This window comes from Flavobacterium sp., from assembly GCF_044369455.1.
In the GTDB taxonomy this organism is placed as follows: Bacteria; Bacteroidota; Bacteroidia; order Flavobacteriales; family Flavobacteriaceae; genus Flavobacterium.
Window position 1 is genome coordinate 42,957 of the sequence record NZ_JBIPLW010000010.1, and the last position, 20,590, is coordinate 63,546.

At 34.7% G+C, this 20,590-nt stretch carries 16 protein-coding genes and 1 riboswitch; of the genes, 14 read left to right on the forward strand and 2 right to left on the reverse strand.

The annotated features are described in order from the left end of the window. Positions 1 to 94 precede the first annotated feature (94 nt). The 3 genes from ACIQ2L_RS10370 to ACIQ2L_RS10380 are packed head-to-tail and all read left to right on the forward strand — an operon-like array spanning position 95 to position 4,688. Entirely contained in the window at positions 95 to 1,060 is a 966-nt protein-coding gene (locus ACIQ2L_RS10370; protein WP_396158473.1) for a GLPGLI family protein, read from the forward strand. Between the two features lie 30 nt (positions 1,061 to 1,090). Next, positions 1,091 to 1,933 carry a GLPGLI family protein gene (locus ACIQ2L_RS10375; protein ID WP_396158475.1) on the forward strand — a complete coding sequence of 281 codons (843 nt, stop codon included), beginning with the start codon at positions 1,091 to 1,093 and terminating at the stop codon, positions 1,931 to 1,933. 25 nt (positions 1,934 to 1,958) lie between these two features. Next, positions 1,959 to 4,688, forward strand: a complete 2,730-nt coding sequence (locus ACIQ2L_RS10380) for a carboxypeptidase-like regulatory domain-containing protein (protein WP_396158477.1) — start codon at positions 1,959 to 1,961, stop codon at positions 4,686 to 4,688. A gap of 202 nt (positions 4,689 to 4,890) precedes the next feature. Here ACIQ2L_RS10380 and metK read toward each other — a convergent pair whose 3' ends face one another. Continuing rightward, on the reverse strand, positions 4,891 to 6,141 hold the full coding sequence (gene metK, locus ACIQ2L_RS10385; protein WP_396158478.1) for a methionine adenosyltransferase: 1,251 nt from the start codon (positions 6,139 to 6,141) through the stop codon (positions 4,891 to 4,893). Positions 6,142 to 6,484: 343 nt separating this feature from the next. Continuing rightward, a riboswitch (SAM riboswitch) is annotated at positions 6,485 to 6,579 on the forward strand. Between the two features lie 410 nt (positions 6,580 to 6,989). Between metK and ACIQ2L_RS10390 the strand changes: the two genes are divergently transcribed. From ACIQ2L_RS10390 to ACIQ2L_RS10410, 5 genes are all read left to right on the forward strand, one after another. Continuing rightward, positions 6,990 to 7,985 carry a homocysteine S-methyltransferase family protein gene (locus tag ACIQ2L_RS10390; protein ID WP_396158479.1) on the forward strand — a complete coding sequence of 332 codons (996 nt, stop codon included), beginning with the start codon at positions 6,990 to 6,992 and terminating at the stop codon, positions 7,983 to 7,985. 27 nt (positions 7,986 to 8,012) lie between these two features. After that, a complete protein-coding gene (locus ACIQ2L_RS10395; protein ID WP_396158481.1) occupies positions 8,013 to 11,087 on the forward strand; it encodes a vitamin B12 dependent-methionine synthase activation domain-containing protein in 3,075 nt (1,024 codons plus the stop codon). 108 nt (positions 11,088 to 11,195) lie between these two features. After that, the gene (metF, locus tag ACIQ2L_RS10400) at positions 11,196 to 12,152 is read left to right on the forward strand and encodes a methylenetetrahydrofolate reductase [NAD(P)H] (protein ID WP_396158483.1); all 957 of its coding nucleotides are present in this window, start codon (positions 11,196 to 11,198) and stop codon (positions 12,150 to 12,152) included. Between the two features lie 52 nt (positions 12,153 to 12,204). After that, positions 12,205 to 13,293, forward strand: a complete 1,089-nt coding sequence (locus tag ACIQ2L_RS10405) for an acyloxyacyl hydrolase (protein WP_396158485.1) — start codon at positions 12,205 to 12,207, stop codon at positions 13,291 to 13,293. 10 nt (positions 13,294 to 13,303) lie between these two features. Next, positions 13,304 to 14,053, forward strand: a complete 750-nt coding sequence (locus tag ACIQ2L_RS10410) for a head GIN domain-containing protein (RefSeq protein WP_396158487.1) — start codon at positions 13,304 to 13,306, stop codon at positions 14,051 to 14,053. 59 nt (positions 14,054 to 14,112) lie between these two features. Here ACIQ2L_RS10410 and gldA read toward each other — a convergent pair whose 3' ends face one another. Beyond that, on the reverse strand, positions 14,113 to 15,012 hold the full coding sequence (gldA, locus tag ACIQ2L_RS10415; protein WP_396158489.1) for a gliding motility-associated ABC transporter ATP-binding subunit GldA: 900 nt from the start codon (positions 15,010 to 15,012) through the stop codon (positions 14,113 to 14,115). Positions 15,013 to 15,236: 224 nt separating this feature from the next. Between gldA and ACIQ2L_RS10420 the strand changes: the two genes are divergently transcribed. The 6 genes from ACIQ2L_RS10420 (at position 15,237) to dtd (ending at position 20,571) form a co-directional block, all read left to right on the forward strand. After that, positions 15,237 to 16,322 (forward strand): chorismate mutase, encoded by a 1,086-nt coding sequence (locus tag ACIQ2L_RS10420; RefSeq protein WP_396158491.1) that lies wholly within the window; start codon positions 15,237 to 15,239, stop codon positions 16,320 to 16,322. 74 nt (positions 16,323 to 16,396) lie between these two features. Beyond that, entirely contained in the window at positions 16,397 to 16,921 is a 525-nt protein-coding gene (locus ACIQ2L_RS10425) for a hypothetical protein (protein WP_396158493.1), read from the forward strand. An 89-nt stretch (positions 16,922 to 17,010) separates the two neighbouring features. Next, positions 17,011 to 17,991: a ribosome small subunit-dependent GTPase A gene (rsgA, locus tag ACIQ2L_RS10430; RefSeq protein ID WP_396158495.1), complete on the forward strand. Its 981-nt coding sequence runs from the start codon at positions 17,011 to 17,013 to the stop codon at positions 17,989 to 17,991. Positions 17,992 to 18,035: 44 nt separating this feature from the next. Then, positions 18,036 to 19,436, forward strand: coding sequence for an AAA family ATPase (locus ACIQ2L_RS10435; RefSeq protein ID WP_396158497.1), 1,401 nt, complete (start codon positions 18,036 to 18,038; stop codon positions 19,434 to 19,436). 5 nt (positions 19,437 to 19,441) lie between these two features. Next, entirely contained in the window at positions 19,442 to 20,119 is a 678-nt protein-coding gene (locus tag ACIQ2L_RS10440; RefSeq protein ID WP_396158499.1) for a hypothetical protein, read from the forward strand. Continuing rightward, a complete protein-coding gene (gene dtd / locus ACIQ2L_RS10445) occupies positions 20,119 to 20,571 on the forward strand; it encodes a D-aminoacyl-tRNA deacylase (RefSeq protein ID WP_396158501.1) in 453 nt (150 codons plus the stop codon). The genes ACIQ2L_RS10440 and dtd overlap by 1 nt, the downstream gene beginning before the upstream one ends. Positions 20,572 to 20,590: the final 19 nt, after the last annotated feature.

Genomic DNA, 20,590 nt, shown 5'->3' on the forward strand with positions numbered 1-20,590 from the left:
TTAATTTTGACAAGACAAAAAAAATAATTTAACAAAACATTGGTAACAGATTTCGCATGGATTCGTCATATTTGTTTTTTTAAATCAAAAAACAATGAAATTCAAGATTATTAAAACAGTTCGCCTTCTAGGCTCGAGTTTCGGATTCCAAAGAAATTCAACTCATTTGAGTAAAGAAATATTTTATTCTTTAGCATTATTATTTTCGTTTAGCATTGCTAATGCACAAAAGGATTTTCAAGGAATGGCGGTTTATGAATCCAAAACCAGCACAGCCGATTTTAAATCTCGTTTTGAAGGAAACAAAGAAATTACTCCCGAAATTCAAAAAATGATTGAAGAACGAATGAAAAAAATGTTTGAAAAAACCTTTTTTCTCAACTTCGACAAATCAGCTTCGATATACAAAGAAGAGGAAAAATTAGATACTCCTGGTCAAGGGCAAGGAGGAATGCGAATGATGTCTTCCTTTATGGGTGGCGGCGGAACCTATTATAAAAATGTAAAAGAGAAAAAATATACCGTAGATAAAGAGTTTATGGGTAAAGAATTTTTAATCAAAGACACATTAACTACCTACAAATGGCAAATGAGTTCTGAGGCAAGAGTTATTGGCGGGTATAATTGTTTTAAAGCAACAGCTGTAATTCCTGCCAGTAAAACCGATTTTAGAAATTTCAAACCCAAAAAGAAAGAAGAAGTAAAAGAAGGCGAAGCTAAAGTAGAAGAAAAAGAAAAGAGAACCAATTTCATGGATGATTTTGAGTTGCCCAAAGAAATAACAATAACAGCGTGGTATACTCCAGAAATCCCTGTAAACCAAGGGCCAGAAGGGTATTGGGGTTTGCCCGGATTAATCTTAGAAGTTAACGACGGTAAAACCGTAATTCTTTGTTCTAAAGTAGTTTTGAATTCGAAAGACAAAGTCGAAATTAAAGCGCCTAACAACGGAAAAGAAATCTCACAAAAAGAATATGACGAAACCGTTACCAAAAAAATGCAAGAAATGAGTGAGATGAATGGTGGAAGAGGCGGGTTTCAAATGAGAACTACACGATAAATATTTAATCAATCATTAATCAAATAAATCATGACAAAAGTTGTGCTAGTTTCATCATTTTTGCTAATGGGTTTTTTAGCAAAAGCGCAAGATTTTCAAGGAAAAGCAGAATATTTTTCGAAAAGAGTTATTAAAGAAAAAGTTGAAAAATTAAGTTCTGAAACAAAAGATGCTATTGACCCTGAATTAGAAAAAGCAGTTAAAGAGGCAATGAAGATTGCTTCCGAAAAACAATACCTCCTTTCGTTTAATAAAACAGAATGCCTGTATGAGCAACCAGAGGAATTAGAAAAACCTGAAGCTCCAGCTACAGCAGGAATATCAGTTAAGGTTCTCTTTTCAGGAGAAGGTAAAAAATATCTCAACCTTAAGGACAAAATCTGCATAGAAGAAGCCGATATTTTCGGCAAGGAATTTTTAATCGTCGAACCGCTGGAAAAACCCGATTGGAAACTACTAAATGAAACCAAGAAAATAGGCGATTACAATTGCTTTAAAGCCGAACTTACAGTTCAAGTTACTGAGAAGCAAAGAAATGAATACGAAGAATTTCTCAAAAAAGAAGCAGTAAAACCAGCGTTGTTTAAAATGGATGAACCTAAAGACAAAGTAATTATGGCATGGTACACTCCTGAAATCCCAGTGAGTTTTGGACCAAACAAGTATTGGGGCTTACCGGGATTAATTCTAGAAATCAATGAAGAAGAGACTATTATTCTTTGTTCTAAAGTTACCTTGAGTAACAAAGAAAAATCAAAGATTAAAGTGCCTAATACAGGTGAAAAAGTGACCCAAAAGAAATTTGACGAAATCGAAAAGAAAAAAACGGATAGCATGAAAAATGAAGATGGCGTGATTATTTTTGAACGTTAACATACAAGTTTTATAAGCCATAATCATGAAAAACAAAATACTCTTTTTTTTCCTTCTTGTTTCATCAGTTTCCTTTGCTCAAAACATCCGTTTTGAAGGAACCATTACAGACAACAATAAAGCACCTCTAGAAATGGCTAATGTCATGGCAATGAACCAAGGCACCAAAGCGATGGATGCTTATGCCATTACCAATGATAAAGGTAAATTTATTTTGAATCTAAATGCCAATGCTACCTACATCATAAAATTGAGTTATTTAGGAATGCAAAGTAAAGAGATTACTATAACTACCCAAACTCAAAATATTACGCAAAGCATTACAATGGAAAGTGGCGGAATTGACCTTGAAGGAGTTGAAATTGTGCGTGAAATGCCTGTTTCCATAAAAGGAGATACTATAGTGTATAACTCCGATTCTTTTACCAACGGAACAGAACGTAAACTCGAAGATGTGCTGAAAAAATTACCTGGAGTAGAAGTTGATGCCGAAGGTCAAATAAAAGTGGAAGGGAAAGCAGTTACAAAGTTGATGGTTGAAGGCAAAGATTTCTTTGATGGTGATACTAAACTTGGGGTAAAAAATATTCCTGCCGACGCAATTGATAAAGTGCAAGTGCTTCGGAACTACAATGAAAATTCCATAATGAAAGGTGTCGAAAATAATCAAGATAATCTAGCCATGAATATCAAACTAAAAGAAGGAAAGAAAAACTTTTGGTTTGGCGATATGACTGCCGGAATTGGAGTTGGTCATGACGATACCCGCTATAATGTCGCACCAAAAGCGTTTTATTATAGTCCAAAATACAGTATCAACATCATGGGTAATAGTAATAACGTAGGAGAACAAGCTTTTACTATACAAGATTATTTTAGGTTTAGTGGTGGTTTTAGAAACATTATGGGGAAAGGTGGCGGAAGCATAAATGTAGGCAGTAATTCATTGGGAATTAACTTTTTTCAAGATGATAGAGTAAAAGAAATCGAATCGCATTTTGGAGCCACGAATTTTTCGTATAATCCTTCAAAGAGCTGGAGTTTAAGCGGATTTATCATTGCTACTTCTACTTTAGTTGATACCGACACACAATCAACAGTAAATTTTTTGCAGCCAAATTCGGAACAAGTTGCTTCTGCCGAAATCAGACAAGACCTAGGGAATCAAAAAAATAATTTGGGATTGTTTAAATTGAGTTCCACCTATAAACCTAGTGCAAAATTTCAACTCGATTATGATATTCTAACACGACTCTCAGCCCAAAGAGAAAACAATAATTTAAACAGACAGGTATTTAACTATTTAGATAATACGGATGCAAGCGAAAATATTCTAACGTCTAAAAAGCAAGACCCTATCAACATCAATCAAAATCTTAGTTTTTATTATACACCTACCGATAAGCATATTTTTGCTTTCGAAAGTCAATATTTGTATCAAAACGAAGATCCATTATACAACGCCAATCTAGAGTCTCGACCATTTGATTTTGATGGGTATAATCAAAGTCAAAACCGAAACGATATTACACAAAGTCGATTTATAAAAACCAATAAATTTGACAGCCGTCTCGATTATTATTATGTACTTACTCCAAAAGTAAACCTCAATTTTACGTTAGCCAATTCCTATGTCTATCAAAGTTTGAATTCAACAATCTTTCAACGTTTGGATAATGGAACCATTAATAATCTGACGGCAACCGACAACACAAATGACGTTGGGTATCGCTTTAATGACTCTAGCTTAGGGTTTCATTTAAAATGGTTAACAGGTAAATTTACCTTGACGCCCGGAGTAACATTGCATCGTTTCAATCTAACAAATTCACAGTTGGCAATAAATACCAAGCAAGAATTGACTCGATTTTTACCCGATTTTCAAATGATTTATCAAATAAAAAAATCGGAATCTTTAACCTATAACTATGCATTGACAAACAATTTTACCAACGTCAACAATTTTGCATTAGGAACAATTTTTAATAGTTATAACAGTTTGTTTTCCGGAAATCGAAACCTAGAAAACTCAGTCGTGCATTCACACACTTTGAATTATCAAAAATTTAATATGTTTAATTTTGAAAATTTTGGTGGATTTATAAACTACACCCGAACTACCGAAGCAGTAAAAACAAGAGCGTTATTCGAAGGCGTAAATCAAGAAGGTTCGCCATTTAATTCTCCTTTTGGTGATGAAAATCTTTCCGGAAATTTTCGTTACGGTCGCTCATTTCTAAAATATTATAAAGCTAATTTTAATGCTAATGTTAACTGGAGCAAGTTTTATAATATTCAAGTAAATCCTCAAACTTCAGCAGAGGATATTGTTGATACCGAAAGTTTCACTCAAAATTATAGGCTAGGTGCTTCTACTAATTTTAAAGACATTCCAAATATTGAATTGTCATACAGTTATACCGTTAATCAATATCCAAATGATACTTTTTATACCGATAGTCCTTCGGTTAAATTGGATTATTTCTTCCTGAAAAGTTTCTCATTTGTTTCTGAATATGAGTTTTTTCATTACTATAATAACGATAATACCGTTGATCAAGAATACGACTTTCTATCGGCAAGCTTGACCTATCAAAAAACAAAAGCCAGTCATATGGAGTATAAAATTGCTGCGACAAACATCCTAAATACTACTTCAATTAATGATGATAGTTTCTCTCAGTTTTCTACTAGAAATTCTCAATATCAAGTACAGCCGAGATATATAATTTTCAGTTTAAAATATAATTTGTAGCCAAGAACCCTGCTGTCCGCTCTATCTTTTTTGTTTTGTCATGCTGAGCTTATAGAAAGGCTTTTTCTAAAACAAAAAAGGATGCCGCTCCCATCAGGCCTGCCTGCCAGTAGGCAGGGCTAAAAACAAAAAACCTGTTCAATTGAACAGGTCTTTCTTTGCGTTCTTTGCGCCAATATCTTTGCGTCTTTGCGTTTAAATATTAAATTCCAAAAGCCGCTTTTACTTGATCAACATAATCCAATTTTTCCCAAGTAAATAACTCCACAGTTACTGTTTTTGGAGCGCCATTAGGCAATTGGAACGTTTTAGTAACGGTTTCCGGAGTTCTTCCCATATGACCGTAAGCAGCCGTTTCACTATAAATTGGATTTCTCAACTTTAAACGTTGCTCTATAAAGTACGGACGCATATCAAATACATTTTCCACCACTTTACTAATTTCTCCGTCGGTCATGTTTACTTTTGAAGTTCCGTAAGTTACTACGTTGATAGAAGTTGGTTTTGCCACTCCAATAGCATACGAAACTTGTACTAAAACTTCATCACACAATCCGGCAGCCACTAAGTTTTTTGCAATATGACGGGTTGCGTACGCCGCCGAACGATCTACTTTTGATGGGTCTTTTCCAGAGAAAGCACCGCCACCATGAGCTCCTTTTCCACCATACGTATCCACAATGATTTTTCTTCCTGTTAAACCTGTATCTCCGTGCGGTCCACCAATTACGAATTTTCCAGTTGGATTAATGTGATACGTAATATTATCATTAAAGAAATGAGCATATTGAGGATATTTTGCCTTAATTCTTGGAATTAAAATAGACACTAAATCACTTTTAATTTTGGCCAACATTTCTGCTTCAGCGGCAAAATCATCGTGTTGTGTAGAAATTACTATCGCATCTATACGTTGTGGTTTGTTATCGTCAGAATACTCTAAAGTTACTTGTGATTTTGCATCAGGGCGAAGGTATTTAATTTCGTTATTTTCTCTTCTTAAGTTGGCTAATTCAATTAATAAAGCATGTGCGATATCCAAAGCCAATGGCATGTAGTTTTCCGTTTCATTAGTAGCATAACCAAACATCATTCCTTGGTCGCCAGCACCTTGCTCTTCTTTGCTAGCTCTATCAACACCTTGATTAATATCGGCTGATTGCTCATGAATAGCCGATAATACACCACAAGAATCAGCTTCAAACATGTATTCGCTTTTGGTATATCCAATTTTACGAATAACTTCTCTTGCAATAGATTGTACATCAAGATAGGTGCTCGACTTTACTTCACCAGCCAAAATAACTTGTCCGGTTGTAACTAGTGTTTCACAAGCTACTTTTGACTCAGGGTCAAACGCCAAAAAATTGTCGATTAATGCATCTGAAATTTGATCAGCAACTTTGTCCGGATGTCCTTCACTCACTGACTCCGACGTAAATAAATAAGCCATAATTTTTTTATTTTTATGCTGAATATATTTCAGCATCTGTTAAAATTAATTGTATAGAAAAAAAATCGGATTGCTTTGAAAGCTAAAGAAGAAATTCTGCTTTAGCATTTTTTTATTCTGAACTTGTTTTAGAATCTCATAAAAGATTCAAGTTCGAATAGAGGTTGCAATCAGTTCAAATTTTTCCTCTTAATTTCGAGTGCAAATGTATAAAATCAAATTGAATTGCAAATTATTATCTGTTTTTTTTATAACATTAGTCTAATGAAAAATTAAAATCAAAAAAAATACTTGCAAATCCCAAATCTATACCATTACTTTGCAACGTTCATAAACTTATTGATTGTTATCACGAAAGCTGGAGGGAATAGACCCGATGAAAGCTTAGCAACCTCCACCTCCGTGGAAAGGTGCTACATTCTATCTTTATGCTGAACACTTGAATTGAACTTGTTTCAGTTTGTTTCAGCAGCTGTTAAATCAGAAATAGAGAACAGATAACCCGAGAATTCTTCTCCCTTTCACGATAACCAATAACATAATGTCAGACTGAGCTTGTCGAAGTCATGAGCTATTGGATTGCGTTTTTTTGTAATCCATACCTGCATGCCTGCCGGCAGCTACCTGCTGTACGTTGCAAGTCCCTAAAAAAAGGGAGCTTTCCACTTCCATCAGGGCTATAGAACAAACCATTTTTCTATAATTAAGTTTTCAAAAGAGCCATTTCTTAATGAACCTTAATTTCTTAATGGTTTAAAAATAAGAGCTGGGGCTTTGCGTCTCTGCGAGAAATATAAAATAAAAGGCAACGTCCCAAAATTTCGGGATTTAGGTTAAAAATGAAAATTATGTTACAAATTCAAGACGCCATAAAAGAAAGAATCCTTGTCCTCGACGGGGCCATGGGAACGATGCTGCAACGCAACAATTTTTCCGAAGAAGATTTCCGCGGCGAACGATTCGCAACTTTTCCACATCCGTTAAAAGGAAACAACGATTTGCTTTCCATAACCCAACCCGAAGCTGTAAAAGAAGTACACCGACTGTATTTTGCAGCCGGTGCTGATATTGTTGAAACCAATACATTTTCAGGAACCACCATTGGAATGGCCGATTATCACCTGGAAGATTTGGTTTATGAATTAAATTTTGAATCAGCCAAAATTGCCCGCGAAGTGGCCAACGAATTTAAAGATAAACCCCGCTTTGTTGCAGGTTCTATTGGTCCAACAAACCGAACAGCAAGTATGTCTCCCGATGTTAACGATCCTGGATTTCGTGCCGTGACTTTTGACGATTTACGAATTGCCTACAAACAACAAGTAGAAGCTCTAATTGATGGAGGCGTTGACGTACTTTTAGTAGAAACAATTTTCGATACTTTAAATGCAAAAGCAGCATTATTTGCCATAGAAGAAGTAAAAGAAGAGCGCAATCTCGATATTCCCGTTATGGTTTCGGGAACCATTACCGATGCTTCTGGAAGAACACTTTCAGGGCAAACAGTAGAAGCATTCCTAATTTCAATTGCCCACATCGATTTACTAAGTATCGGATTTAACTGCGCACTAGGAGCTGACCAATTAAAACCGTATTTAAAACGTTTGGCCATGAACACCCAACTCAATATTTCCGCACACCCAAACGCAGGTTTACCTAATGCTTTCGGGCAATACGACCAAACTCCGGAAGAAATGCAGGCGTTAATCAAAGAATATTTAGAAGATAATTTGGTAAATATTATTGGCGGTTGCTGTGGGACAACTCCAGAACATATCAATGCAATTGCAGAAGTGGCTAAGAAGTTTAAACCAAGATCAATTAACAACCCTGTCAGAGTTTAAAACTCTGACAGGGTTAATCAGAATAAAATGTCGTTAAATAAATACTTAAAATTATCCGGTCTCGAACCTTTAGTTGTAACTCCTGAAACTAATTTTATTAACGTAGGCGAACGAACAAACGTTACAGGTTCACGAAAATTCCTTCGATTAATTAAAGAGGAGAAATACGACGAAGCACTTTCTGTAGCTCGTGATCAAGTAGAAGGTGGCGCACAAATCATCGATGTCAATATGGACGAAGGAATGTTGGATGGCGTTTACGCCATGACCAAATTTTTAAACCTTATTGCAGCCGAACCCGATATCGCTCGTGTTCCCGTAATGATTGATAGTTCCAAATGGGAAATCATTGAAGCGGGTTTGAAAGTAGCTCAGGGAAAAGGTGTCGTAAATTCCATATCATTAAAAGAAGGAAAAGAAACGTTCATTCATCATGCCAAATTAATCAAAAGATACGGAGCCGCAGTAATCGTAATGGCTTTTGATGAAAATGGGCAAGCCGATACTTACGAACGCAGAATTGAAATCTGTAAAAGAAGCTATGATATTTTAGTAAATGAAGTACATTTTCCTGCCGAAGATATCATTTTTGACCCAAATATTTTTCCGGTGGCAACCGGAATGGACGAACACAAATTAAATGCACTAGATTTTTTCCGAGCTACCAAATGGATTCGGGAAAATCTACCCTATGCCGGCATTTCTGGTGGCGTGAGTAACGTTTCTTTTTCTTTTCGCGGAAACGATAAAGTACGTGAAGCCATGCATTCTGCTTTCTTATATCATGCTATTCAAAACGGGATGACTATGGGAATCGTAAATCCAGAAATGTTGGAGATTTATGATGAAATTGATAAAACACTACTAGAACATGTTGAAGATGTTTTGCTCAACAGAAGAGAAGACGCAACCGAGCGACTATTAGATTTAGCCGAAAGTTTTAAAGGAGGCCTCACCCCCAACCCCTCTCCAAAGGAGAGGGGAGCTTGGAGAGATGGAACCATCCAAGAAAGATTGACCCATTCGTTAGTTAAAGGAATTGACGAATTCATTGAAATAGATGTTGAAGAAGCGAGAGCAACATCGGAAAAAGCGATTGATGTTATCGAAATCAATTTGATGGCTGGAATGAATGTAGTGGGAGATTTATTTGGAAGCGGAAAAATGTTTTTGCCTCAAGTAGTAAAATCGGCGAGAGTAATGAAAAAAGCTGTGGCATATCTTTTGCCCTTTATAAGCCCCCCAACCCCCAAAGGGGGAGTTAAGTCATCTCAACATTGGGCTACTGCTAATTCCTATAACTACGGATTATTAAAACAATTTGCTTTAGAAATGAGAAATAAACCAACTGAAGCCGAAAAAGTGCTTTGGAACGTTTTGAGCAACAAAGGAATTGATAATAAAAAATTTAGAAGACAACATATTATTGGTGATTATATAGCAGATTTCATCTGTTTAAACTTAAATTTAATTATTGAAGTAGACGGAAGTATTCATCAATTACCAGAAAATCAGATAAGTGATGCTGAAAGAACAAAGTGGTTGTTATCGGAAGGTTATAGAATAATTCGATTTACAAATGATCAAGTGTTATTTGATTTAGAAAATGTAATTAAAAAAATTAAAGCAAACTTGGTAGCTCCCCCTTCGGGAGCGGGGGGGGCTGGAAAAGTATTAATGGCAACCGTAAAAGGCGATGTGCACGATATCGGTAAAAATATTGTAGCGGTTGTTTTGGGCTGCAACAATTTTGAAATTATTGATTTGGGCGTGATGGTACCACCCGAAAAAATTATACAAGCTGCCATTGAACATCATGTGGATATTATTGGATTAAGCGGATTGATAACGCCTTCTCTTGATGAAATGGTGTATCTCGCCAAAGAAATGGATAAATTAAACATCAAAATTCCAATTATGATTGGTGGCGCCACAACTTCTCGAGCTCATACCGCTGTAAAAATTGCGCCAGAATATCAAGCAACAGTGGTTCACGTAAACGATGCTTCGCGTGCGGTAACCGTCGCCAGTAATCTGTTGCAGACAGAAACCAAAGTTGAATACGCCAAGACAGTTCGCGCCGAATACGATAAATTGCGTGAAGGGTATTTAAATAGAAGTCGGGATAAAAATTATCTATCTATTGAAGAGGCACGTAAAAATAAATTGCAGTTGGATTGGAATAATTTTCAACCCGTGAAGCCAAATTTTATAGGCACCAAAACTGTTGCCGTTGAACTTTCGGAATTGGTTGATTTTATAGACTGGACACCCTTTTTTAATTCATGGGAATTGTACGGAAAATATCCTGCGATATTAACAGATGAGGTTGTTGGCGAACAAGCCACTTCTTTATTTGCTGATGCTCAAAAAATGGTAACCCAAATCGTTTCCGAAAAGTGGTTGACTGCCAAAGGTATTCTCGGAATTTTCCCAGCAAATACAATAAATGACGATGACATAGCAGTTTGTCAGACTGAGCTTGTCGAAGTCCATTTCCTTACCTTACGTCAGCAATCACAAAAAACGGCTGGTGCGCCTAATATTGCATTAGCTGATTTTATGGCACCAAAAGACAGCGGAAAACAAGATTACATCGGCTGTTTTTGTGTAACCACAGGATTTGGCGTAGATGAAAAAGCTGCCGAATTTGAAAAACAATTAGACGATTATAATTCAATTTTAGTGAAAGCATTGGGTGACCGATTGGCCGAAGCTTTCGCGGAATATTTGCACCTGAAAGTCAGAAAGGAAATTTGGGGTTATGCTTCAGAAGAAAGTTTATCTAATCAAGATTTAATCGAAGAAGAATACAAAGGAATTCGTCCTGCGCCCGGTTATCCAGCATGCCCAGACCATTTGGAAAAACCTACGATTTGGAAATTATTAAACGTAGAACAAGAAATAGGAGTACGATTAACCGAAAGTATGGCCATGTGGCCGGCGTCGTCGGTTTCTGGGTATTATTTTGCCCATCCTGATAGTAAGTATTTTGGACTCGGAAAAATAAAAGAAGACCAAGTAATAGATTACGCCAAACGAAGAGGAATTTCCACTGAAATGGCGACCAAATGGCTTGCGCCGAATATAAGCCCCACCTAACCTCCCCAAAGGGGAGGAATATAAACCCGATGAATGATATTAATAACTTAATTTAAAATCTGATATACCCCAGTCAGTAAGCCCTCCTTTGCAGGGTTGGGGATGCTCATGAAAGTAACACAACATATAGAAAAAGCAAACGGAAAACCTTTGTTTTCTTTTGAAATTTTACCGCCTTTGAAAGGACAAAATATTCAATCCATTTTTGATAGTATTGATCCATTGATAGAGTTTCAACCTCCGTTTATTGATGTGACCTACCATCGGGAAGAATATGAATATAAGGAATTGCCCAGCGGTTTATTGGAAAAGAAAATTGTTAAAAAAAGGCCCGGAACCGTTGGAATTTGCGCAGCAATTCAAAATAGATATGCTGTAGATGCTATTCCACATATTTTGTGCGGCGGGTTTTCAAAAGAAGACACGGAGAACTTATTGATTGATTTGGATTTTCTCGGAATTGAAAATGTAGTAGCACTTCGAGGCGATGCCCTGAAAACCGAAACCTATTTTCATCCAGAAAAGGATGGGAATGAGTATGCTACCGATTTGGTCTTGCAAATTAGTAATTTGAACAAGGGAATATATTTAGACGAGGATTTACAAAACTCGGCGCAGACTAATTTTTGTATTGGAGTTGCTGGCTATCCCGAAAAGCATATGGAAGCGCCGAGTTTGGATAGCGACATACATTTCTTAAAACAAAAAATTAAAAACGGAGCCGATTATATTATTACGCAAATGTTTTTTGATAATAAAAAGTTTTTTGATTATGTAGAAAAAGTTCGTGCCGCCGGAATAACCATTCCTATTATTCCAGGTCTAAAACCAATTGCAACCAAGAAACAATTGAATTTAATTCCCCATCGATTTTCTTTAGAATTGCCTGATGATTTGATTATGGCTGTAGTAAAAGCAAAAGATAACGACGCGGTAAAGCAAATCGGAATAGAATGGTGTACGCAACAAAGTAAAGAATTAGTTGCTGCTGGAATTCCAGTTTTGCATTATTATTCTATGGGAAAAGCCGAGAATATTAAGGAGATAGCGAAAGAAGTTTTTTAATTCTGAATTCACAAAATTATATTCAGTTATATTTGTAACTTAAATTTTTTGAATGAGGAAGTTTTACCTTATTTTTTTGTTTTTTTCTTTTTCGATTTTTAGCCAAAATAAAAATCCTTTCACACTAGACGTATCGCTGTTAAGAGGAAATGCTTTGCCACATACAGAAGATATGTACCATCTAGTAAATGGTCATCCGGATGGGATAATGGTTAATTTTGGCAAAAGAACTGACGGTTCCAAAGAATGGCATCAAGCTTATAATTACCCTGAATATGGCGGTTATTTTCTGTATCAAGATTTTAAAAGTCAGCCATTGGGACAAAACTATGCTGTAGGTGCTTTTTATAATTTTTATTTTTGGAAAAGGCAACTTCAATTCAAAATTTCTCAAGGAATTGCATTCACTACCAATCCTTATGACAAAGTAGATAATAGCAAAAATAAAGCATTTGGAAGTAAATTAATGGGAAATACCAATTTCGGATTTACCTACGATAACCAAACACTTTTCAAAAACATTGGTTTTCACGCCGGAATTTTATTTACACATTATTCCAACGGAAGAGTAAAATCGCCCAATAGTGGCATTAATACTTACCTTTTAAATCTTGGTGTTAATTATAATTTTTCTGAAAATTTTAACCGAATAGCGGATACAACTCAAGTCAAAAAATCATACAAGGAACCAATAAAATATAATGTTATTCTTAGAACAGGTGTCAATGAAAACCCCATAGTCAATAGCGGACAATTTCCTTTTTATCATGTAGGTTTTTATGCCGACAAAAGATTGAATAGAAAAACGGCGCTACAGTTTGGGGCCGAATTGTTTTTAACACAATCCATCAAAGAATACATAAAATATTATTCAGTTGCTTATCCAGAAGAAAATGTTGAACCCAACACCGATTATAAAAGAATTGGAGTTTTTATTGGTCACGAATTAATAATTAACCGAATTTCTCTCGAAGCACAAATTGGATATTATGTGTATCAACCTTTCAAAAAGGATATTCCAATTTATGATAGAGTGGGTATAAAATATTATTTTACCGATAAAATATTTTTAGGATTTACAATCAAAACGCATCTTTTTTTAGCTGAAGCATTGGAATTTGGAATTGGTTATAGAATTTAAAATTAAAATCATGAAAAAGTTATCTTTATTACTATTCGTATTCATTACTTTCAATTCCTGCGAAAAACCAAGCGATTGCATCGAAAGTTCGGGAACAATTATTACTAAAGACATTTCTGTAACTAATTTCAAAAAAATAAAAGTATATCGCGGAATTGAAGTGATTATTACTCAAGGAACAGAATATAAAGTGCAAATTGTTGCCGGCGAAAATTTTATTGATAATATTGAAGTAAATCAAAATGGTGACCAACTTATTTTCAAAGACAATACTAGTTGCAATTGGGTTCGCGATTATGGTCAAACCAAAATTTTAGTCACAACGCCAACACTAGAAGAAGTCTATTCGAAAACCGATAGGAATATTAGTTCTAATGGTGTTTTGAGTTTTACAAACTTGACAGTTTTGTCGCTAGATAAAGATGCCGATGGCGAAAGCGGAGCTGGAACAGGCGATTTTATTTTGAATATCAATAATTCCACACTGACTATTGGCAATAATAATGTATCACGGTTTTATCTTTCGGGACAAACGATTAACGCCAATTTTAATTTCTATTTTGGCGATGGCAGAATTGAAGCCCAGAACTTAATTGCTCAAAATGTTGGGGTTTATCATCGCGGGTCAAACGATATGATTGTAAATCCTATTCAAAGTGTAACTGGTGTTCTGAGCAGCACAGGGAATTTAATCTTGAAAAATGTGCCACTTATTGTAGATGTTGAAGAATTGTATCAGGGGAACGTAATTTATCCTTAAAATTATAGTTTGCACAGTCTCAGTTTTCGGTTTTTTTGATTGTAAACTGCTACTGAACACTACTTCTTTGTTTTTTCCCTGAAAATCTGTTCTAAATTTTTGCTTTTCAGACTAATTTGTAGTGTTTTCAATCCATTGTCATGAGCAAAATCAAAAACTTTCGGACGCATGTCTTCTTCGGTATTGAAAGTCAGTAACCAAATGTTGTCAACAGTATTTTTATAGGTTTTAATGTTTGTTAAATTTGCCAATAAAGTTGCATCAATAGTTTTGTCAAATTCCACTTCTATAATTTGTTCTTTTTCCTCAGAAACTAATTTGTTTAATTTTTTATCGGTTACAATTTTTCCATTATCAATAATAATGACACGGTCGCAAATAGCTTCCACTTCCTGCATGATGTGTGTGGAAAGAAAAACGGTTTTGTCTTTGCCAACATTTTTTATCACATTTCTAATTTCGACCAATTGATTTGGGTCTAAACCTGTTGTTGGCTCATCTAAAATCAAAACATCTGGATTGTGTAACAATGCTGTTGCTAGTCCAACTCTTTGGCGATACCCTTTGGATAATTGTCCAATTTTCTTATGACTTTCAGGCGTTAAACCAGTCAATTGAATTACTTCTTCAATTCGGGTTTTGCTCACTTTATAGACATCAGCATTGAAAGCTAAATACTCTCTTACATACAAATCCAAATACAACGGGTTGTGTTCGGGTAGGTAGCCTACAGAAAGTTGTACTGCTTTTTGGTCTTCAGAAACATCACTCCCGTTTACCGAAGCAGTTCCTTCATCAGCATGGATAAAGGTGGTTAAAATTTTCATTAAAGTAGATTTTCCCGCACCATTTGGACCAAGAAAACCAACGATTTCTCCTTTTTTTACCGAAAAAGAAATGTTGTCAAGCGCCTTTTGAGTGCCATAACTTTTGGAAATATTTTGAACTTCTATTGACATACCTATCTGTTTTGAGCAAATGTAATAATTAATAAAAGTATAACGAAGAAATCATGATTTTATGATTTTTTGAAAGCGACATTGTGTGCTTTTACAGCTGTTTGTAAAAATAAAATAGAATTTTCTAAATACTAAATCCTAGAAAAAACAATACACAGCAGTAGTTAAAAGGGAAAAAAATTACAAATTAGATTTTACTAAATTTACAACAGATAAAAAAAGCTATGAATATTACGATAGAAAACAGAAAATGGTTAGATGATTTTAAGTTAAGTCATCCCTTAGTAATTGCTGGCCCATGTAGCGCAGAAACCGAAGAACAAGTTTTGAAAATTGCACGTGAATTGCAACATTCGGATGTTAGTATTTTTCGTGCGGGTTTATGGAAACCAAGAACGCGTCCAGGCGGATTTGAGGGCGTTGGTGCCATTGGTTTAAAATGGCTACAAAAAGCAAAAGTCGAAACAGGCTTACTAATGGCAACAGAAGTGGCCAATGCGACTCACGTTAAATTGGCTATGGAACACGATATTGATGTGTTGTGGATTGGTGCACGAACGACTGTAAATCCGTTTGCCGTGCAAGAAATTGCAGATGCTTTGGTTGGAACTGATAAAATTGTTTTGATAAAAAATCCGGTAAATCCCGATTTGGCTTTGTGGATTGGTGGCGTGGAACGTTTGTATAATGCCGGAATCAAAAAACTGGGGGTTATTCACAGAGGGTTTTCAACATACGAAAAAACCAAATACAGAAATATTCCGGAATGGCAATTGCCTATTGAATTGCAAAGTCGCTTTCCCAATTTACCTCTAATTTGTGACCCGTCGCACATTACAGGGAAACGAAACATGATTCAGGAAGTGTCGCAACAAGCATTAGATTTGAATTATGATGGATTGATAATAGAAACACATGTTGATCCTGACAACGCTTGGAGCGACGCTGCTCAGCAGGTTACGCCTACTGTTTTGAAAAAGATTTTTGAAGACTTGAAAGTCAAAAAAATGACTACCGAAGAAGACGATTACAATACTGAAATGATAAAGCTAAGAGCCAATATTGATATTGCAGATAGTAAATTAATAGAGATTTTAGGCAATAGAATGAAAGTTGCAGAACAAATTGGGGTATTAAAAAAAGATAAAAATGTTGCAGTCCTTCAAAATAAACGGTGGAATGAAATTTTAGGAAAAATGATTTTAGATGGCAGTGAAAGAGGATTAAGCGAGGAATTTATTTTAAAACTGTTCAAAGCCATTCATCAAGAAAGTATCTCGCATCAAGAAAAAATTATTAATTCTAGATAAATACAATAATTTATGTATTTCTGTTTATATATTTTTTGTATCATTGCAAAAAAAACAAATAAAACTTAAATCGAATGAAAAAAATTATTTTAGCTCTTGTCTTAGTATTTAGCTTCGGAATAGCCAATGCACAATTAGACAAAATCTACAAACACAGTGGCGAAACTGTTGAAGGGAAAGTACTTCGTTTAGATGAGTACACTATTGTTTTTAGGTATGATGGAGAAGATGCAGAAAATACTATCGGTAAATATGCAGTCGAAAAAATCGTTTACGGAAAAACAAAAAGACAAGAAGATGTTACTGAAAAAATCATAATCAATGGTGAAGACGATTGGGAAAAAGTGGTTATCCTTGAAGATAAATCGTATATCGCTGGTTTGAAAAAAGTAGGTGAAGTTCGTGGAAAAACGGGATTAATCAACTTCCAAACAGGAAATACGGGAGATAAAAAAGCAGCTAAAAAATTAAAAATGGACGCTGCAAAACTAGGGTGTCCTTTTGTTTTGCAAGTAGCTGATAAAACTACAGTTGGTGCTAACTCTAATGGTCTTGGTGGTTCTCAAGCTATCAAAACAGGAGTTGCTTACAAATACTAATCAATTTTAGGATTTAAAAATTTAAGTTGCCAGAAATGGCAACTTTTTTTATGCCTTAAAATATAAATTGGAAATGGTATCTTTGTCACATGACAGGACTTGTTTATAAATCTACTGGAAGTTGGTACACGGTAAAAACCGAAGACCATCAAACTTTTGAATGCCGAATTAAGGGAAAGTTTCGTATGCAAGGCATTAAAAGCACTAATCCTATTGCAGTTGGTGATGTCGTAGATTTTGAATTGGATGACACATCAGATACCATTACAGGAACCATACATGATATTCACGACAGAAAGAATTACATTGTCAGAAAATCGGTGAATTTGTCTAAACAGACCCATATCATTGCTTCCAATATTGATATTGTTTTTCTGTTAATTACGATTAATAATCCTCCTACAACAACCAGTTTTATCGACCGTTTTTTGGTGACTGCTGAAGCGTATGGTATTGAAGCGGTATTGATTTTTAACAAAATTGATACCTATGATGAAGCCATGCAGGATGAGCAATTGTATTTGCAATATATTTATTCAGATATAGGATATAAATTTCTAAAAGTTTCTGCCCTAGAAAAGAAAGGTCTTGATCAGTTAAAACAATTAATGACGGGAAAAGTAAGCATGTTTTCAGGACATTCAGGCGTAGGTAAGTCAACACTAGTGAATGCTTTAGAACCCAATTTGAATTTAAAAACCAAAACCATATCGCAACAAAGCAAGCAAGGACAACACACCACAACATTTGCCGAAATGTACGACCTTTCATTTGATGCTAAAATCATCGATACGCCGGGAATTAAAGGTTTCGGAATTGTAGATATGGAGCCTTCTGAAGTTAGTGGCTATTTCCCAGAGTTTTTTAAGTTGCAGGAAGAATGCAAATTCAACAATTGTTTGCATAAAGAAGAACCAAATTGCGCTGTTAAAAAGGCCTTAGAAGAAAACAAAATTGCGTGGTCACGCTATAATAGCTATCTCAAAATTCTCGAAGGCGATGATGAACATTACCGTCTGGATGTGTATAATGATGATCGAATTGCGAGTGATGAAACAAGGAAAAATTAGTTTATAATAATAATTGTATTTTTGGATTATTAAATTTTTTTATAATGATAACATATCTCAAAATTAACGGCTTCAAGTCCTTTCACAATTTTGAAATGGAATTTACACCTTTTACGGTCATTGCGGGAGCAAATGCATCAGGGAAAAGCAATTTATTTGATTCACTGACATTATTGTCAAGGTTAGCTGAAACAGATAATCTGAAAAGAGCTTTTAGTGAGCAAAGAGGTGAATTTATAGAGTTATTCACGCAATATGGTGATGATAACTGCGCATCCGAAATGGAATTTGTTGTTGAAATGTTAGTAAATAAAAATATTAAAGACGCCTGGGGGAATGAGGCTAAACTTAAATATACTAGATTAAGATATGAGTTGTCAATTAAAAGAATAACTAATTTTTCAGGAATTCAAGATCTAACAGTATCAAAAGAAAATCTTTCAAAATTAAATCACCAAGAAGACGTTTGGGTTACCAGTATAATTTCAAAAAAGTCATTAGAGTTCTGGAGACCTAAAGTTGGAACTGGAAAAAGAGGAATTCCATATATAGAAACTGTTAATGAAAATGGTTTAGATATAATTCAAGTTCCTCAAGATGGAACAACAGGTAATAAAAGAAGATTCCCACTTAGTAACGCAACTAGGACTGTTTTGAGTAGTTTTGACACTATAGATTTTCCTCATGTTTTAGCAGCAAAAGAGGAAATGAAAAGTTGGAAGTTTTTACAATTAAATCCCGAAGATTTACGACAAGCAACAAGTAAAAATAATGGTGAAGACACTATTTCAGTAAGTGGAAAAAACCTTGCTGCTGCATTGTTTAGAATAAAACAAACGGATAAATATTCATTAAAAGAAATATCAAGAAAGTTAAATAGTTTTTTACCCAATTTTATAGAGGTTGATGTAGTTGATGATAATGAAAATAAGCAATATTTGATTAAACTTAAGGATGTAGATAAAAAAGAATTCTCATCAAGAGTATTATCCGAGGGTACATTAAGGATTTTAGCTCTATGTATTTTAGAGTTTGATGAAAAGCATACTGGATTATTGTGTTTTGAAGAACCTGAAAACGGAATACACCCATTCAGAATTAAAGCTATGACGGAACTTCTTAAAGATTTAAGTGTTGATTTTAACGAAGTTGATGTTCCTTTGCGTCAAGTCATTGTTAATACACATTCGCCTGTTTTAGTTAGTAATATGGAAGTATGGAAGAATGATAAAAATGTCAGTATTTGGTACGCCCAAACTAGAACTACTTTAACAGATTTTAATGGACTTAGGTTAAAGCTTAATTCTACTAAAATTAGTCCTGTTATTAAGGATAATTCACTAAAACAATTGAGTCTAGTTTTTTCAGAACAAGATAGAAAATTGACACTTTCATTAGTTAATGATTATTTAAAAACAGCTCAATTTGAGGACTCAATTTTATAGTAAATATGAGTAATTTTATTCTTGCAGGTTTATTTACAGAGGGTTCAACCGATAATAGGTTCTTGTCAAGTGTAGTAGAAAGGACGCTGAGAGACGTTTCTATGGATTGCAAAGGAGATATTGAAACCAGTTTGGAGATAATAGAAATAAACAAGTCAGGGTTAGATTTTGTTAATCAGGTCTTGGAAGCTTCAAAATGTGGTTCTGAAAAATTTGGAATTTTACTTTTGTTTGTTCACACAGATTCGGATGATATTAATGATGAATTAATATTTAATTCAAAAATATTTCCCGCAAATGAAGCTATTTTGCTTCAAGATGAAAAGGAGTATTGTAAAGTAATGGTAGCAATAGTTCCAATCCAAATGACTGAGGCTTGGATGATAGCAGATAGAGAATTGCTTAAAAGTGAAATTGGAATAGAAAAAACGAACACAGAATTAGGAATTCATTTAAATCCCGAGTTGATTAATAATCCGAAAAGTACGATTGAAAGTATTATTCGTATTTCCAAAGAAGACCAGACAAAAAGAAAGCGGAATAAAGGTTTAAATATTTCTGATTTATATCAAATTATTGGACAAAAAATTGAATTATCTGAATTAGAAAAATTAAGTTCTTATTTGAAATTTAAGCAATCATTAATTGATAAATTAATAGAACTTAATTTTTACAAAAATTAATGAAATCAGTAATTCAGCGTGTTTACGAAGCTTCCGTAACCATTGATGGTGTTAAAGTAGCCAACATCCAAAAAGGATTATTGGTTTTACTCGGTATTGAGGATGCTGATAATCAAGAAGACATCTATTGGCTTGCCGCAAAAATTGCCAATCTCCGAATTTTTGCCGATGAAAACCATGTGATGAATTTATCATTAAAAGAAGTAGATGGCGACATGATCATCGTGAGTCAATTTACGCTTCATGCTTCGACCAAAAAAGGCAATCGTCCATCCTATATCAAAGCGGCCAAACCCGAAATAGCTATTCCATTATATGAAGCTTTCATCGCTCAAATGGAAAACGAACTGGGCAAAAAAGTACAAACCGGTCAATTTGGTGCCGATATGAAAGTAGCACTGGTAAATGATGGACCAGTGACGATAGTAATTGATACAAAAAATAAAGAATAAGATTATTAATAAAATTATA

Bases quoted from the DNA above. Each gene is read 5' to 3' on its own strand.
- ACIQ2L_RS10370 (WP_396158473.1), top strand. From the start codon at position 95: ATGAAATTCAAGATTATTAAAACAGTTCGCCTTCTAGGCTCGAGTTTC.
- ACIQ2L_RS10375 (WP_396158475.1), top strand. From the start codon at position 1,091: ATGACAAAAGTTGTGCTAGTTTCATCATTTTTGCTAATGGGTTTTTTA.
- ACIQ2L_RS10380 (WP_396158477.1), top strand. From the start codon at position 1,959: ATGAAAAACAAAATACTCTTTTTTTTCCTTCTTGTTTCATCAGTTTCC.
- metK (WP_396158478.1), bottom strand. From the start codon at position 6,141: ATGGCTTATTTATTTACGTCGGAGTCAGTGAGTGAAGGACATCCGGAC.
- ACIQ2L_RS10390 (WP_396158479.1), top strand. From the start codon at position 6,990: ATGTTACAAATTCAAGACGCCATAAAAGAAAGAATCCTTGTCCTCGAC.
- ACIQ2L_RS10395 (WP_396158481.1), top strand. From the start codon at position 8,013: ATGTCGTTAAATAAATACTTAAAATTATCCGGTCTCGAACCTTTAGTT.
- metF (WP_396158483.1), top strand. From the start codon at position 11,196: ATGAAAGTAACACAACATATAGAAAAAGCAAACGGAAAACCTTTGTTT.
- ACIQ2L_RS10405 (WP_396158485.1), top strand. From the start codon at position 12,205: ATGAGGAAGTTTTACCTTATTTTTTTGTTTTTTTCTTTTTCGATTTTT.
- ACIQ2L_RS10410 (WP_396158487.1), top strand. From the start codon at position 13,304: ATGAAAAAGTTATCTTTATTACTATTCGTATTCATTACTTTCAATTCC.
- gldA (WP_396158489.1), bottom strand. From the start codon at position 15,012: ATGTCAATAGAAGTTCAAAATATTTCCAAAAGTTATGGCACTCAAAAG.
- ACIQ2L_RS10420 (WP_396158491.1), top strand. From the start codon at position 15,237: ATGAATATTACGATAGAAAACAGAAAATGGTTAGATGATTTTAAGTTA.
- ACIQ2L_RS10425 (WP_396158493.1), top strand. From the start codon at position 16,397: ATGAAAAAAATTATTTTAGCTCTTGTCTTAGTATTTAGCTTCGGAATA.
- rsgA (WP_396158495.1), top strand. From the start codon at position 17,011: ATGACAGGACTTGTTTATAAATCTACTGGAAGTTGGTACACGGTAAAA.
- ACIQ2L_RS10435 (WP_396158497.1), top strand. From the start codon at position 18,036: ATGATAACATATCTCAAAATTAACGGCTTCAAGTCCTTTCACAATTTT.
- ACIQ2L_RS10440 (WP_396158499.1), top strand. From the start codon at position 19,442: ATGAGTAATTTTATTCTTGCAGGTTTATTTACAGAGGGTTCAACCGAT.
- dtd (WP_396158501.1), top strand. From the start codon at position 20,119: ATGAAATCAGTAATTCAGCGTGTTTACGAAGCTTCCGTAACCATTGAT.